A 15,514-nucleotide genomic window follows, 5' to 3' on the forward strand; every position below is an offset into this window, starting at 1 on the left:
GGGGGCGGCAACGGGCGGGCCATCGGACCATGCACGAGGAGAACGCGCTCATGGCCGTCGACGAACTCGACACCCGCATCCTGCGGCTGCTGCTGGAGCAGCCCCGTACGAGCGTGCGCGAGTACGCCCGCATCCTGGGGGTCGCCCGCGGCACCCTCCAGGCCCGCCTGGACCGGCTGGAGCGGGACGGCGTGATCACGGGAACGGGCCCCACCCTCTCCCCCGCCGCGCTCGGTCACCCGGTCCTCGCCTTCGTGCACATCGAGGTCACCCAGGGACACCTCGACGACGTGGGGGACGCGCTGGCGGCCGTCCCGGAGATCGTGGAGGCCTTCTCCATCACGGGCGGCGGCGATCTGCTCACCCGGGTCGTGGCGCGCGACAACGCCCACCTGGAGGACGTGATCCAGAAGCTGATCAGCATGCCCGGCGTGGTCCGCACCCGCACCGAGGTGGCCCTGCGCGAACGGGTCCCGCAGCGGCTGCTGCCGCTGGTCGAGTCGATCGGCCGCACGGCACGGAAGTGACCCGCACCCGGGAGTCGCTCGGCCGGCGCGCCTGAGATCATGACCGGGCCGGTCGATGAGGTCCGTGTCCAGGAGGACTCCCATGGGTGCTGCCGCCGTGCTCGTCGCCAACCGCGGGGAGATCGCCGTACGAGTCCTGCGCGCCGCGGCGGAAGCCGGGCTGCGGACGATCGCGGTCCACGAGGAGGGCGACACCGCGCACACGCGGGCCGCCGACGAGGCGGTACCGGTCCGCGGCTACCTGGACGGCGAGGCGCTGCTCGCCGCCGCCCGCGCCACCGGGTGCGCACTCCTCCACCCCGGCTACGGCTTCCTGAGCGAGGACGCCGGGTTCGCGCGCCGGTGCGCGGAGGCCGGGATCGTCTTCGTCGGGCCCTCGCCGGAGGTCCTGGACGTCTTCGGGGACAAGCGACGGGCCCGGGAACTCGCCGCCGGGCTCGGGATTCCGGTGCTCGCGGGAGCCGACGGGCCGGACGGGGCACGGGAGTTGCTGACGGACGGGCCCGTGATGGTCAAGGCGGCCGGCGGGGGCGGCGGGCGCGGGATGCGGGTGGTACGCCGGGCCGAGGAGCTTCAGGAGGCGTGGGAGCGATGCCGGTCGGAGGCGGAACAGGGCTTCGGACGGGGCGAGTTGTACGCGGAGCGGCTGCTGGAGGGCGCCCGGCACATCGAGGTGCAGATCGTCGGTGACCCGGCCGGCGCCGTCACGCACCTGTGGGACCGGGACTGCAGCGCCCAGCGACGCCATCAGAAGCTGATCGAGATCGCGCCCGCTCCGGAACTCGGCGACGGCGTACGGGGACAGATCCTCGACGCGGCCCTTCGGCTGGCCCGTGCCACCCACTGCTCCAGCCTCGTCACCTTCGAGTTCCTGGTGCGCGGCGAGGAGTTCGCCTTCATCGAGGCCAATCCCCGTCTCCAGGTGGAGCACACGGTCACCGAGGAGGTGACCGGCCTCGACCTGGTCGCCCTGCAACTGCGGATCGCCGGCGGGGCGACGCTCGCGGAACTGGGGCTGTCGGGGCCGCCGGCCGCGCCGCGCGGGTTCGCCGTGCAGGCGCGGGTCGGCGCCGAGGAGGCCGGACGGATCTCGCGCTTCGACCTGCCCACCGGTCCTGGCATCCGGGTGGACACGGCCGTCCGGTCGGGGGCCGAGATCGGCACGCGGTACGACCCGCTGCTGGCGAAGGTGGTCGCGCACGTCCCGTCCGGTGGGGTGGAGGCGGCCTGTGCGCGGGCGCGGCGGGCGCTGGGCGAGTTCGGGGTGGAGGGGGTGCGGACCGGGATTCCGCTGCTGCGCGAGGTGCTCGCCGAGCCCCGCTTCTGGGCGCACACGGGCGTGGTGGCCGAGCTCACGGAGGTCTTCGCCGGCCCGGGGGCGCCGGCCGTGGACGGCGCGGTCCTCGCGCCGCTCGGCGGAACCGTCGTCTCCGTGGACGTCACCCCGGGCGAACGCGTGGGCGCCGGGCAGCAGTTGCTGGTGCTGGAGGCGATGAAGATGGAGCACGTGGTACGGGCGCCCGGCTCCGGAGCGGTACGGCTGCTGCACGCGCGGGTGGGCGAAACGGTGGGCGTGGGAGCCCTGTTGGCCACCCTCGACGAGCTGTCGGGCGGACACGAGGGCACCGGCACCGCGGAACCGGCCGACCCCGACGCGATCCGCCCGGACCTCGCCGAAGCCGTCCACCGGCACTCCTTCGGCCTGGACGAGAACCGTCCGGAGGCGGTGGTCAAGCGGCACTCCCTCGGGCGCCGCACCGCCCGGGAGAACATCGCCGACCTGTGCGACCCGGGCACCTTCACCGAGTTCGGGGCCCTGGCGATCGCCGCCCAGCGCCGCCGCCGGTCCCTGGACGACCTGATCCGCTCCACGCCGGCCGACGGCATGGTGACCGGCACGGGGAGCGTCGACGGCCGGCCGTGCGTGGTGATGTCGTACGACTACACGGTCCTGGCCGGCACCCAGGGGCTGCAGAACCACCGCAAGACCGACCGGATGCTGGAGCTCGCCGAGCAACGGCGGCTGCCCGTGGTGCTGTTCGCGGAGGGCGGTGGGGGGCGGCCCGGGGACACGGACACCACCGCCGTCGCGGGACTGGACGTGACCACCTTCGGGCGGATGGGGCGGCTGAGCGGGACGGTTCCGCTGGTCGGCATCGCCTCGGGCCGGTGCTTCGCGGGCAACGCCGCCCTGCTGGGCTGCTGCGACGTCGTGATCGCCACACCCGACGCGACCATCGGGATGGGCGGGCCCGCGATGATCGAGGGCGGCGGGCTCGGCGTGTACCGGCCCGAGGAGGTGGGCCCGTTGTCGGTGCAGGTCCCCAACGGGGTCGTGGACGTGGCGGTCGCCGACGAAACTGAGGCCGTGCGGGTGGCCCGCCGGTATCTGTCGTACTTCCAAGGGGAGCGGGCGAGTTGGGAGGCGCCGGACCAGCGGCTGCTGCGCCACGTCGTGCCGGAGAACCGGCGACGGGCGTACGACATGCGGGCGGCGGTCGCGGGGCTCGCGGACACGGACTCGGTGCTGGAGCTGCGATCGGAGTTCGGGGTGGGGGTGCTGACGTGTCTGGTGCGGATCGAGGGGCGGCCGCTGGGGCTGATCGCCAGCAACCCGGCACATCTGGGCGGGGCGATCGACCGGGACGCGGCCGACAAGGCGGCGCGCTTCCTGCAGCTGTGCGACGCGTTCGGGCTGCCGGTGGTCTCGCTGTGCGACACCCCGGGGTTCATGGTCGGCCCGGACGTCGAACGCACCGCCACCGTACGGCACTTCGCGCGGCTGTTCGTGACGGGGGCCAATCTGCGGGTGCCGCTGGTGAGTCTGGTGCTGCGTAAGGCGTACGGGCTCGGTGCGATGGCCATGATGGGCGGCTCCACCCGGGCTCCGCTGGCCACGGCGGCCTGGCCGAGCGGGGAGTTCGGCGGGATGGGCCTCGAAGGCGCGGTCCGTCTCGGCTACCGCAAGGAGCTGGAGTCGATCGCGGACCCGGCCGAGCGGGCCCGCGCCTTCGAGGAGCGCGTCGCCGAGCTGTACGAACGCGGGAAGGCGGTCAACGCGGCGGCCGCGCTGGAGATCGACGCGGTCGTCGATCCGGCCGGGTCGCGCGAGTGGATCGTGGCGGCGCTGGAGGGCCACCCCGTCCCGGAGCCGGGCCACCGGCCGTTCGTGGACACCTGGTGAGCGGGGGGGGCGTACGGGCATGACCGGACGGTGCCCCGTCCCCCGCACGGGGCACCGTCCGGTCCTCGGACGCGGTCAGGCGGGCCGGATGTTCTGGTTGAGGCGGAAGACGTTGTCCGGGTCGAGGTCGGCCTTGATGCGGGCCAGCCGTGCGTAGTTGCCGCCGTAGCTGGCGCGGATCCGCTCCTGGCCCTCGTCCATCATCATGTTCACGTAGGCGCCGCCCGCCGAGTACGGGTGCAGGGCGTCGGAGTAGTCGACCGCCCAGCGCTTGACCAGCTCGGCGTGGGCCGGGTCGGGGTCGACGCCCGCGTAGACGGTGGACCACCGGGCGCTCCGGTAACCCCACGGAGTCTCGTCGGGGCCGACGTCGTGGGCGGCGCCGTCGATCGGGTAGAGGTGCATCGTCGACTGGACGGTGGGCACCTCGGCGCCGAACTTGGCGTGCAGTCCGACGGCCTCGTCCGGGATCTCCTCGACGAAGTCGGCGCGCCAGTACCACTGGTGGCCGGGCGGGTAGAGCCCGTCGAACATGGACTGCAGGTCCGGGTGGGGCATCGGTCCGACGGCGTGCAGCATCGGCTCCGGCAGCGCGTCCAGCAGCGGCGCCATCTCGCGTGCCGCGGCCTCGGGGTCACCGCCGGTGTGGCACCAGACGACGCCCGCGGTCTTGCGCAGCTGGACCTCCTCTGGGAACGGCGGGGCCGGCGGCACGGTGCCGTGGAGGAAGAAGGCGTTGAGCTCGCGGGGCGCGTTCGGGAGGAAGTCCCGGTAGGCGGTCAGGACGTCTGCGCTGATCTCGACGGGCCAGAACGTCGGGCCGGCCACCACCGTGTCGATCTCATGGAGCCGGAACCGGAAGGAGGTGACGACGCCGAAGTTGCCGCCGCCTCCCCGCAGCGCCCAGAACAGATCGCTGTTCTCGTCGGCGCTCGCGCGCACCTGCCGGCCGTCGGCCAGGACGACGTCGGCGGAGAGGAGGTTGTCGATGGTCAGGCCGCACCTGCGGGTGAGGTGGCCCAGACCGCCGCCGGTGGCGAGGCCGCCGACCCCGGTGGTGGAGACGATGCCGCTGGGGGTGGCGAGGCCGTGGGCGTGGGTGGCGCGGTCCACCTCGCCCCACACGCAGCCGCCGCCGACGCGGACCGTGCGGGCCCCGGGGTCGACGTGGATGTCCTTCATGGGGGACAGGTCGGCGACCACTCCCCCGTCGACGGTACCCATCCCGGCGCCGTGGTGGCCGCCGCCGCGGACGGCGAGGGGCAGGTCGTGGGCGCGGGCGAAGCCGATCACGCGGGCTACGGCGTCCGCGTCGGCGCAGCGCGCGACGAGGGCGGGACGCCGGTCGATCATCGCGTTGTAGACGGCGCGGGCCTGCTCGTATCCGGAGTCGTCGGGGCCGATCAGCTCTCCCGTGAAGTCCGCGAGTTCCCGTCGTGCCGCCTGGGCGGGTGTGGTGGTCATGCGATATCCCCCGTTTCTTCGTGAGTCGGGTTGATTACGCATGTTCTACTCGGGTTGCGCGGGTGCGGGCATCGGTGGGCATCACCTACGTCGGCCGCCCGGGATACCTACCTTTCGCGCCGGGGCAGCAGCCCGAGTTCCGCGGCCCGGTCGGCGACGTGCCGGCGGGTGGGGGCGTCCAGCTTGCCGAGGACGGCGCGGACGTGGTTGTCGACGGTCCGCACGGACACGACGAGCCGCGCGGCGATCTCGGCGTTGGTCAGGCCCTGGGCGAGCAGCCGCACCACCTGGAGCTGGCGTTCGGTGAGCCCTCCGGGGTTGCCGCGGGTGGCGGCGAGCGGGCCGCGCGGGATGTGCCGCACCCCGAGCCGGCGCAGTTCGGCCCGGACGAGGCGGGCCAGTGGTTCGGCGCCCAGGGCGTCGAGTGCGGCGAGGGCGTCGAGCTTGTCCGCGGGGTGCGGGCTCTCCGCGACGGCGGCGGCGTGCTCGTAGGGGCAGCCGGCGGCCTTCCAGAGGGCCGCGGCCTCGCGCCAGTGGCCGCGCGCCTGCAGGGCGTAGGGGTGGTCGGAGTCGCCGTCCGGCACCGGATGCCCGGCCTTGGTGAGCCAGTAGCCGAGCTCGGCGCCGTAGGGGATGCCCGTCAGGTGGCGGGCCTGGGCGTGGACCGGGGCCGCGGCCTCCACCACGGCGTCCGCGTCCCCGCGCAGCCAGGCCGCCTCCGCCAGCGCGGCCGCGACGGGACCGGTGCGCTGCAGTTCCCTGGCCCGTACGGCGATCTCCCGGGCCTCGGCGAGGAGTTCGCCGACCCCGGGCCTGCCGCACCGGACGCGCACCCGCGCCAGCACGGTCAGGGCGGGGCAGCGGGCCGGCGGGAAGTCGTGGACGCCGAACTCGGCGTGCCGTTCGGCGTCGTCCCAGTCGGCGGCGGCGAGGCGGCGCAGGGCCAGTTCGACGTGGAGGTAGGTGAGGAAACCGAGGTGCTCGGCGCGGTCGGCCAGATCCAGGGCCCGCGGCAGCAGACGGTCGGCGTCCGTGAACTGCAGGTTGTCCAGGAGGGTCCAGATCAGGTTGGCGTAGGAGCGGCAGGCGTGCTCGGCCTCGCCCGCGCCGAGGGCGACCTCCAGGCTCTCCTCCAGCTGCTTGCGCCCGTCGGGGTCACCGCCCCGCCAGCGGGCCGTGCCGAGGTTGTTGAGGGCGTGCGAGAGGATCGCCGCGTCGTCGGCCTTGCGGGCCAGCACGATGGCGCGCTCGGCGTGCTCGACGGCCTCGGGGTAACGGTCGGAGAGCATGCGCAGCTGGGCGATGTTGCTGACGGCAAGGGCGAGCAGCCGGTCGTCGCCCGCGTGCTCCAGGACGGTGACCGCCTCGCGGGCGGCGGCCTGGGCCTGGTCGGCGTCCCCGGCCCACCAGTGGATGCGGGAGAGCCAGCGCAGGTCGGAGCCGAGGGCGAGGATGTCGCCGAGGGAGCGGCGCAGCGCGACCGCCTCGCGCTCGGCGGTGACGGCGGCGGCCGTGTCGGCGATGGTGTAGCTCTCCACGGCGTGGCGTTCGAGCAGGTCGGCGAGCTCGGCCGGGCCGTAGCGGTGGCGCTGGCCCAGCACGAGCCCGAGCTGGGCCGCGGCCTCGCGGTGGGCACCGGCGTCGGCGGCGTCGCGGGCGGCGTCCGGACCGTAGCGGGCGATGGCGTCCAGATCGCCGGCCCGGGCGGCGTGGTGGACGACGCGGGCGGCGTCGGCGCCGGGCCGGGCGACGAGCGCGGCGAGGACGTGGCGGTCGAGGTCGATGCGCCGGGCGGCGGGCACCGAGTCGGCGACGGCCCGCCGGATCAGCTCGTGCCGGAAGGCGATCCGTTCCGGGGTGACGGTGAGCAGCCCGCGCTGTTCGGCCTCGGCGAGGACCGTCACGCCGTCGGCGAGCAGCGCGTCGACCAGCGGGCGTTCGACGGCCGAGGGGATGACGGCGAGCTGCTCCAGGGCGTCCACGGTGGCCGGCCGCAGACCGCGCAGCCGGGCGAGCACCGCGTCGACGACCGTGGGCGGCACTCCCCCGGTGCCGCCGGCCGCCAGGACCTCGGTGACGAAGAAGGGGTTTCCCGAGGTCACCTGGTACACCTGCGCCGGGTCGAGCCGGCCGGCCGCGCCGAGCTCGGTGACGGCGTCGAGGGAGAGCCGGGCCAGGGGAAGGCGGTGCACGCGGGGCGCTCGGGAGACCTGGCCGAGGAGGTGCCGCAGGGGGTGGCCACGGTGCAGTTCGTCGTCGCGGTAGGTCAGGACGAGCAGGGCGGGCAACCGGTCCATCCGCCGGACGAGGAAGCGCAGGGCGTCCAGGGACGCCTCGTCGGCCCAGTGCACGTCCTCGACGACGAGTACCGCGGGATGCGGAGTCATGGCGAGCTCGGCGTGCAGGGCCTCGTAGACGCGGTGGCGGTCGCCGCCCTCCGTAACGGCTCGGGCGAGGTCGGCGCCGACACTGCCGACGAGGTCGCGGAAGGGTCCGAGGGGGCGCCGGGTGGCGAGGTCGTCGCACTGGCCGACCAGCATCCGCGCCCGTCCGGGCAACCGGTCCGGCAGGGCTGTGACCAGGCTCGACTTGCCGATGCCCGCCTCGCCGAAGACGAGCGCCACCGCACCGGCGCCGTCGGCCGCCTGTCGTGCGGCCGAGCCCAGCAGTGCCAGCTCGGGCTCACGCTCGAGGATCCCCCGGTCCACCCACCGATTGTGCCACCGGGGCGAGGGCGGCGTCCCTGCGGTGCGGTGCTGCGGAGAGCCCGGTACGCGGGGGCGCGGGGGCGCGGGCCGCGCGAGGCCGGGCGGGTCGCGGCGCGGTACTTCGCCGACCCGTCGAGAGGTGCCGGGCGGGTGCGTGCGCGGCGGCGGAGGTCGCCTGCGTGCACAGGGGCGGAGCTCGCCGCCCTCATGAGCCAGCCGGTTTCCCGCTGAGCCGCAGGTCGGCCCCAGGAGCGTCCCAGCCCGCGCCGTGGGGACTACGAGCGGCGGTGGGGAGCTCACCCGCGTGCCCAGGGAGGAACCTCGCCACCCTCGTGGACCAGCCGGTTTCCCCGCTGAGCCGCAGGTCGGCCCCAGGAGCGTCCCGGCCCGCGCCGTGGGGACTACGAGCTGCGGTGGGGAGCTCACCCGCGTGCCCAGGGAGGAACCTCGCCGCCCTCGTGGACCAGCCGGTTTCCCGTTGAGCGGCAGGTCGGCCCCAGGAGCGTCCCGGCCCGCGCCGTGGGGACTGCGAGCGGCGGTGGGGTGCTCACCCTCGTGGCCAGGGAGGAACCTCGCCACCCTCGTGGACCAGCCGGTTTCCCGTTGAGCGGCAGGTCGGCCCCAGGAGCGTCCCGGCCCGCGCCGTGGGGACTACGAGCGGCGGCGGGGCTTTCCTCGCTTGGGGGTCTTCGACGTACCCGCTCTGGGGTTGCGGCCCGGCGTCTTGGCCGGCGCGGGCTTGCGGCGGGGTGCCGGCTTGTCCGCGGTCTTCTCGGCCGGCTGGGGCTTGCGGCCACGGGAGCTGTTGGCCGTACGGCCGCGCACGATGCCGATGAAGTCCTCCACCAGGTCGGTGGTGGCGTCCTCCGGCCAGCACAGGGCCACGCCCGACTGGGGCGCGTCGGTCACCGGACGGTAGGTGAGGTCCCTGCGGTGGTGGAGGCGGGCCAGGGACTGGGGCACCACCAGCAGGCCGACACCCGCCGCGACGAGCTCGACGGCGTCCTCGGTCGTCGCGGGGCGTTCGAAGGCGGGCTCGCCCGGCGGGGCGTCCCAGTCGAAGACGTCGTCGAGAGGGTGGAAGAGCACCTCGTCGGCCAGGTCGGCGAGGGTGATCTCCTCCGCCGCCGTGATCACGTGATCCTTCGGTACGACGGCCACCGTCGTCTCGGTGTAGAGGGGAATGGCGCTGAAGTACGTACGGTCCACCGGCAGCCGCACCAGGCCCGCGTCGGCCTCGCCAGCGCGCAGCACGCCGGGGGCCTCGGCGGCCGGTACGGGCTGGAGGATCAGCGGGATGTCGGGCAGGCGCTCGTTCCAGATCCGCACCCACTTGGCGGGCGTCGTCCCCGGGACGTACGCAAGCCGGAACGTCTGGGATGCTTCCGAGCCTGTCACCCCGCCAGGTTACCGGCCGTGGTCGGAGGCGTCGTACACGCTCGATACCCTGGACCCCATGAAGTCGCACCAGACCGCCCAGACGATGAAGCCCGCCACCGCGGCGAAGAAGCTGGGTGTGTACCTCGAGGCCACCCCCGCCGAGTTCCGGGAGGGCGCCGTCTCGCGCGCCCAGCTCGACGAGCTCCAGGCGAACCCGCCCGAGTGGCTGCGCGAGCTGCGGGCCAACGGCCCGCACCCCCGTCCGGTGGTCGCGGCGAAGCTGGGGATCTCCATCTCGGGTCTCGCGCGCGGCGGGGTCACCGAGGCCCTCACCACCGAGGAGATCGAGGCGCTGAAGCAGGAGCAGCCCGAGTGGCTGGTCAAGGAGCGCGCCACGCAGGCCGAGGTCCGCAAGGAGGGCGCGCGGATCAAGAAGCGCAACGCCGAGCGGGCGGCCGAGCAGGACCAGGGCCGGCGTTCCTGATCACCCTGCGAGCGAGGGCAGTTCGGTGACTCCCTGTCACCATCTGCGCGCCCTCGGTCCACCGTCGGGGCATCTGACGGTGCGTCACAACGAAGGTCACAAAAGCGTATCGGACATTCCGGCCGTCAACCTTCACACGAGGCGCACAAGTTGGCTAACTTGGCCTCAGGCCGCTCGTGTCACTCCGACGAACCCCGTCGGGAAGAGCGGCCTCCGCCCAATTCGGTACGCCTTCGCGGCGGCCGGAACCGGGGACCCAACCGAACATGGGGTGAATCGGCCCGACCGCCCTTCGGGGCAGGGGCCGTAGGGCATGCCTTCCGGAATCGACCGCCCGAACCCGACAGCTAACTCGGTAGGCGGAGCACGGAAGGAGTACGGCCCCCATGGCGCCGGAACGATCGTCGCGTGCCGGAGGCTTCGGCCTCCCCGGTATGCGCAACTCCGCCCTCGCGACGGCCGCCCTCACCTCGGTGGCCCTGTTCTCGCAGACGGCCGACGCCTCGCCCCAGCCGGGCGACGAAGCACCCAGCCGGGAAGACGTCCAGCAGCGCGTGAGCAGCCTGTACGCCCGTGCCGAGGACGACACCGGCCAGTTCAACCTGACCCGCGTGCAGAACGCGCGCGGCACCGGCGAGCGGGGCGGTCAGCCGCGCAGGACCTCGGACCCCGACCTCGACAACGTCAGCCGGCAGTGGTTCGACATGGCCCGGACGTCCATCGGGCCGACGGTCCCGGCGATCCTCCCGGGCGACCGCACGCCGGCCAGGCGCCCCGCGGCCGGCCGGCCCGCGCGGCCGGTGGAGGCCCGTGCGGCTCGTGAGCTGGAGGCCCCCGCGCGGGCCGTGCCCGAGCTGCCCGCCGCCGGACCCCGGCGCCCGGTGGCCGAGCTGCCCGCCGGTCCGACGGCGGCGCTCCCCGCGGTGCCGCAGCCCCGGCAGGAAGCGGCCACCCCGGCGCCCGTGGAGTCCCGGCAGACCTCGCTGCGCAAGTCCAAGCAGGAGAGCCAGCGCAAGGTCGCCGCGGCCAGCGATCTGCTGTACCGGCACGTCGCCCGGCAGACCTCCGCTCCGCGCCCCGCCGTCGCTGCGCAGCCCGACCGGAGCACCTGGCAGGCCGGCCCGCAGGCGGCGGCTCCCGCCGCGATCGAGGCCACGCCGGCCCAGCCCAGCTGGGCGGCCCAGGTCCAGCAGGCGGCCGCGGCACGCACGACGAACGACTCCGCACCGGCCCAGCCGGACTGGACAGCCACACCCCAGCAGCCCGCCGCCGCGCCGACGCAGCCGGGCTGGGACACCGGCGCACAGCAACTCGTCGCGCAGACCATGGCACCGTCCGCCCCGGCCCAACCCGGCTGGGACACCGGGGCACAGCAACTCGTCGCGCAGACCATGGCACCGTCCGCCCCGGCACAGACCGGCTGGGACACGGGTGCTCAGCAGATCGTCGCGGCTGCGCAGACCGACTGGCGGGACCCGGTGGCGCAGGAGCGGGCTCGGCGGGCGGCCGACGAGGCGCGGCGGTTGCGGGAGCCGTCGGTTCTGGACACCGGCGTGCCGGTGGTCGAGGAGCAGCGGGCGCCGCAGCCGACCGTCCTGGAGACGGGCGTCCCGGCCGTCGAGACGCCCACCGGCACGAAGGCCGACCGTGCCGTGGAGTTCGCCCGCGCGCAGATCGGCAGGCCGTGTCTGTGGGGGGCCGTCGGCCCGGAGTCGTACGACAACGCGGGACTCACCCAGGCCGCCTGGAAGGCCGCCGGGGTCGCGCTGCCGCGCAGCACGCACGAGCAGTCGAGTGCCGGCACGGTGATCCCCCTCGCCGAGAGCCGCCCCGGTGACCTGATCTTCTTCCACGACAACTTCAGCCACGTGGGGCTCTACACGGGGAACGGCCTGATGATCCACGCCCCCGGACCGGGTTCCGTCATCCGTGAGGAGTCGATCCACAACGCCGGCGAGGCGGCGATCCGCATCGCCGTACGCCCGGCCTGAGGTTCCGTCACACCTCCGACCGTCCACAACCGAAGAGCGTTCCGGGCCCCGCGCCGCCAGTCGGCGCGGGGCTCTTCGTCATGCCGTCCCGCTCCACCACACCTGTCGGCAGGCCCTGCACAGGCTCCGTGACGCACGTCGCCGCGGCCATCCCCCGGCTCGACCACTCCTGCGACACGCACTATCCGTGGAACTTCGCCGACGACGTGATCCGTCCGGGTGTGCTGGAGTTCCGCGACGGCCAGGTCGCGGTCCCCGAAGGACCGGGACTGGGCGTGGAGCTGGACCACGAGGCGCTGGGCAGGCTGCACCGGCTGTACGTGGAGTCGGGGGTGCGGACCCGCGACTCCACGGGCTGCATGCGGCGGGTCCGGCCCGACTTCGAGCCGCGACTGCCGCGCTGGTGAACGCCGCGGGCCGCCGGTCCCCCGTCCCGGCGGCCCGCACCGGATCCGGGGTCGGAGGTGAACCGGCCGTCCCCCCGTATCGAACCGCCGGGTCTCCCCCGCCGCGGCCGCCGGAGCGACGATGTGCTGGAGTGTTTCCGAGAGCGTCTTGGTGCCCGTCCGCATTCTGGGGCACCGTGGACGTCGTCCGGTATGGGTACAACTGCGTACGCGGAGTCGGAAACGTGGCACAGGCGCTGGTCGGAGCCCATGAACGCATGCTGTCGGTGGCCGTCGCGGCCCTCAACGAAAGCGAGCCGGAACGGCTGTGGCCGCTGCTGGCCGAGGCACTGCCGGCGCTGTGCGGCGGCGAGACGCTGATCTACAAGCTGGACGAGTGGAACGCGTCCTCGGGCACGGTCGGCATGCCCGCCGCCGTCGCCGACGACTTCGCCCGGCTCGACGCCGAGTCCCTGGGCCTGCTGCGGGAGGGCTACCCCTTCGCGCCCCTGTACACGGCGGGCCGGGACCGCACCCCGGTCACCGCCCGCCGGGCGGCCGGCCGCGCCTGGTCCACGAGCCCGACGGCGCGGCTGATCGGCGGCCTCATGGACGCGGACCATGTGCTGGCGATCCCACTGCCGAAGGCGGGTGGCCCGATCACCGGCTGCATGGTCTACCGCTCGGGTAAGGACTTCACCGACGACCATGTCCGGGCAGCGCGCGAGGTGCAGCCGCTGCTGGCCGCGGTCGACCGGCAGCGGCACCTGCTGGAGCGCCTGCGGCGGTCCGCCGGCAGCGCCCGCGACCGGGCGGCCGACACGGGGCTGACGCCGCGGGAGACGACCGTCCTGCTGCTGCTCACGGACGCTCTGACCGCGGACGCGATCGGCCGCCGGCTCGGCATCTCGGATCGTACGGTCCACAAGCACATCGAGAAGATCTACCGCAAACTGGGCACACGCGACCGCATCAGCACGGTCCTGCGCGCCCAGCAACTCGGCCTGGTGCCCGCACCGTCCGCACGGCGGTAGGGGCGCCGTCACCCTCGGAGCCCGCCATGAAGCCGAACCGCTCGATCCCCGCCGCGACGGTCATCCCCGTCCTGATCTACCCGGACGTGCGCGCGGCGGTCGACTGGCTGGGCGCGGCCTTCGGCTTCGTCGAGCGGGTGCGGATCGGCGAGGACCACCGCGCCCAACTCGCCTACGGCGACGGGGCGGTGATCATCGGAGATGTCCGCAAGGACCGCAGGCCGCCCCGCCCCGGCGAGGTCACCCACTCGGTCACCGTCCGGGTGGCGGACGCCCGGGCCCACTGCGAGCGGGCCCGTGAGCACGGCGCCCGCATCCTCATGGAGCCGACCGACTTCGAGTACGGCGAGCGCCAGTACACGGCCGAGGACCCGGCCGGTCACCAGTGGACGTTCTCCCAGACGCTCGCGGACGTGGCTCCCGAGGAGTGGGGCGGGACGTCGGTCGGCTGATCGGCGCGCTCAGCCGGTCCGGCCGGCCTGGAGCCGACGTGCCCGCTCCGCCTCCCGCCGCAGCGCCCACGCGTCCGCCACCGGCCCCAGGTGCCCGAGCTTGTCGGGGTTGATCACCGAGCGGATCGCCCGGACCCGTCCGTCGACGACGTCGAGCGTCATGGCGCTGACGACCCTGCCGTCCCGGTCGCGAAGGATCGCCCCCGGCGCGCCGTTGACCCGCCGCGGCTCCAGTACGACACCGACGCCGCGGATCTGCGGCGCGAACTCGGCGAGGACGCGGGCCACGCGCTCGGCGCCGACGACGGCGTTGGCCAGTTGCGGCGCCTTGCCGCCGCCGTCGCCCGCCATGTGCACGTCGGCGGCGAGGAGTTCGCGCAGCGCGTCGACGTCGCCCTCCCGGAAGGCGTCGAAGAACCGCCCGGCGAGTTCCTCCCGCTCCTTGCGGCCGGCCTCGAACCGGGGCCGGCCGGCGTCCATGTGCCGGCGGGCCCGTACGGCGAGCTGGCGGCAGGCCGCCTGCGAGCGGCCCACGGCCGAGGCGATGTCCGGGAAGCCGAAGCCGAAGACCTCGTGCAGGACGAAGACCGCCCGCTCCAGCGGGGTCAGCCGCTCCAGCAGCAACAGGGCGGCCGTCGACAGCGAGTCGGACAGTTCGGCTGAGCGCTCCGGGTCCTCGTAGGGGTCGGCCAGCAGCGGCTCGGGGAACCACGGGCCGACGTACTCCTCCCGCCGTACCCGGGCCGAGCGCAGGACGTCGACGCAGATCCGGGTGACCACCGCCGAGAGGTAGGCCTTGGTGGAGGTGGGCCGGGTCGCGGCGGCCTGCCAGCGCAGCCACGCCTCCTGGAGCGCGTCCTCCGCCTCGCTCACGCTGCCGAGGATGCGGTAGGCGATCGCGAACAGCAGCGGCCGCAACTCCTCGAACTCCTCGGTGCGGGTCACGCCAGCTCCTCCTTGAAGCCCTGCCGCCAGGAGGGGTGGCGCAGCTCCCATCCCAGTTCCCGTTTGGCCTTGGCGTTGGAGAAGCCGCGCCCCTCCGTCATCATGATCACCGCCTGGTCGCCGGCCAGCAGCCGGGCCAGCCACACGGGCACCCGGCGCGGCGGTCTGGCCCCGGCGCACGCGGCGAGGTGGGGCAGCCACTCGCTGGCGGGGGCCGGTTCGTCGTCGACGATGTTGAACACGCCGGCCGCCTTGTGCTCCACCGCCAGCACCGTGGCGCTCGCGGCGTCGTCGAGGTGGATCCAGGAGCTGTACCCGGCGGCGCTGCCGACCAGCGGATACTGCCGCTTGCGCACCAGGACGACCTGGTCGTCGATGGCACCGGGCCCGTAGAAGGCGCCGTAGCGCAGGACCGCGCCGCCGTAGGCGAGGACCGCCTCCTCGGCGTGCCGCATCGCCTCCATGCCCGCCTGCGCGGCGGTGCCCTCCAAGAGGTCCAGCGGGTCCTCCTCGGTCTTGACCCGGTCGCCCCGGCGGACGCCGTTCCAGCTCGCGTAGCCCTGCGCGACGACGTGCGGGACGCCGGTCGCCTGGGCGGCGGCCAGCAGGTGGTCCGTGCCCTCGGTGCGCAGCCGGTTCGTCGTGGCGAACCAGCGGTCGGGGTGCTTCAGATCCGGTTTGCCGGCGTGGGCGACGGAGATCGCGGTCATCTGGTGCACGATCACGTCCGGCCGCGCCTGTGCGACGGCCTCGCCGACCGAGGCCGCGTCCAGCCCGTCCATCACTACGCCCTGCGCGCCCAGCCGCTGCAGCAGCCCGAGTTTGACGGCGCCGGTCGTCGTAGCCGTCACCTGATGTCCCGTGGCCACGAGCTGCGGCACCAGCCGCCGCCCGAGCACTCCGGATCCGCCCGCCACGAACACCCGCACGATGATCACCTTCCCGGTCCCCGCATCAGT

At 74.3% G+C, this 15,514-nt stretch carries 11 protein-coding genes, 1 pseudogene and 1 riboswitch; of the genes and pseudogenes, 7 read left to right on the plus strand and 5 right to left on the minus strand.

Annotated elements, in window-relative coordinates; genetic code table 11:
- Window positions 1-50: 50 nt before the first annotated feature.
- Window positions 51-527: an Lrp/AsnC family transcriptional regulator gene (locus tag LN251_RS34175; protein WP_058928549.1), complete on the plus strand. Its 477-nt coding sequence runs from the start codon at window positions 51-53 to the stop codon at window positions 525-527.
- Between the two features lie 82 nt (window positions 528-609).
- Window positions 610-3,711 carry a carboxyl transferase domain-containing protein gene (locus LN251_RS34180; RefSeq protein ID WP_458248012.1) on the plus strand — a complete coding sequence of 1,034 codons (3,102 nt, stop codon included), beginning with the start codon at window positions 610-612 and terminating at the stop codon, window positions 3,709-3,711.
- Between the two features lie 75 nt (window positions 3,712-3,786).
- Here the strand turns inward: LN251_RS34180 and LN251_RS34185 are convergent, their stop codons facing one another.
- From LN251_RS34185 to LN251_RS34195, 3 genes are all read right to left on the minus strand, one after another.
- A complete protein-coding gene (locus LN251_RS34185) occupies window positions 3,787-5,175 on the minus strand; it encodes an FAD-binding oxidoreductase (protein WP_458248013.1) in 1,389 nt (462 codons plus the stop codon).
- Window positions 5,176-5,282: 107 nt separating this feature from the next.
- Window positions 5,283-7,883 (minus strand): ATP-binding protein, encoded by a 2,601-nt coding sequence (locus tag LN251_RS34190; RefSeq protein ID WP_458248014.1) that lies wholly within the window; start codon window positions 7,881-7,883, stop codon window positions 5,283-5,285.
- Window positions 7,884-8,534: 651 nt separating this feature from the next.
- A complete protein-coding gene (locus LN251_RS34195) occupies window positions 8,535-9,281 on the minus strand; it encodes a LysR family substrate-binding domain-containing protein (protein ID WP_458248015.1) in 747 nt (248 codons plus the stop codon).
- Window positions 9,282-9,339: 58 nt separating this feature from the next.
- On the opposite strand from LN251_RS34195, the gene LN251_RS34200 reads away from it, so the two are divergent.
- The 5 genes and pseudogenes from LN251_RS34200 to LN251_RS34220 all read left to right on the plus strand — a co-directional run bounded on the left by LN251_RS34200 (window position 9,340) and on the right by LN251_RS34220 (window position 13,610).
- A complete protein-coding gene (locus LN251_RS34200; protein ID WP_458248016.1) occupies window positions 9,340-9,747 on the plus strand; it encodes a DUF5997 family protein in 408 nt (135 codons plus the stop codon).
- Between the two features lie 218 nt (window positions 9,748-9,965).
- A riboswitch (cyclic di-AMP (ydaO/yuaA leader) is annotated at window positions 9,966-10,125 on the plus strand.
- Between the two features lie 8 nt (window positions 10,126-10,133).
- Window positions 10,134-11,738: an NlpC/P60 family protein gene (locus LN251_RS34205; RefSeq protein ID WP_458248017.1), complete on the plus strand. Its 1,605-nt coding sequence runs from the start codon at window positions 10,134-10,136 to the stop codon at window positions 11,736-11,738.
- A gap of 125 nt (window positions 11,739-11,863) precedes the next feature.
- A pseudogene (locus LN251_RS34210) lies at window positions 11,864-12,145 on the plus strand (enolase C-terminal domain-like protein); the annotation flags it as partial.
- A 257-nt stretch (window positions 12,146-12,402) separates the two neighbouring features.
- Window positions 12,403-13,158 (plus strand): LuxR C-terminal-related transcriptional regulator, encoded by a 756-nt coding sequence (locus LN251_RS34215; protein WP_458248231.1) that lies wholly within the window; start codon window positions 12,403-12,405, stop codon window positions 13,156-13,158.
- 26 nt (window positions 13,159-13,184) lie between these two features.
- The gene (locus tag LN251_RS34220) at window positions 13,185-13,610 is read left to right on the plus strand and encodes a VOC family protein (RefSeq protein WP_458248018.1); all 426 of its coding nucleotides are present in this window, start codon (window positions 13,185-13,187) and stop codon (window positions 13,608-13,610) included.
- A gap of 9 nt (window positions 13,611-13,619) precedes the next feature.
- Here LN251_RS34220 and LN251_RS34225 read toward each other — a convergent pair whose 3' ends face one another.
- Together LN251_RS34225 and LN251_RS34230 are read right to left on the minus strand one after the other, a co-directional pair.
- The gene (locus LN251_RS34225; protein WP_458248019.1) at window positions 13,620-14,555 is read right to left on the minus strand and encodes an RNA polymerase sigma-70 factor; all 936 of its coding nucleotides are present in this window, start codon (window positions 14,553-14,555) and stop codon (window positions 13,620-13,622) included.
- Window positions 14,552-15,493, minus strand: a complete 942-nt coding sequence (locus LN251_RS34230) for an NAD-dependent epimerase/dehydratase family protein (protein ID WP_458248232.1) — start codon at window positions 15,491-15,493, stop codon at window positions 14,552-14,554. The genes LN251_RS34225 and LN251_RS34230 overlap by 4 nt, the downstream gene beginning before the upstream one ends.
- Between the last annotated feature and the right edge of the window lie 21 nt (window positions 15,494-15,514).

Source organism: Streptomyces sp. MAI_2237 (genome assembly GCF_054189285.1).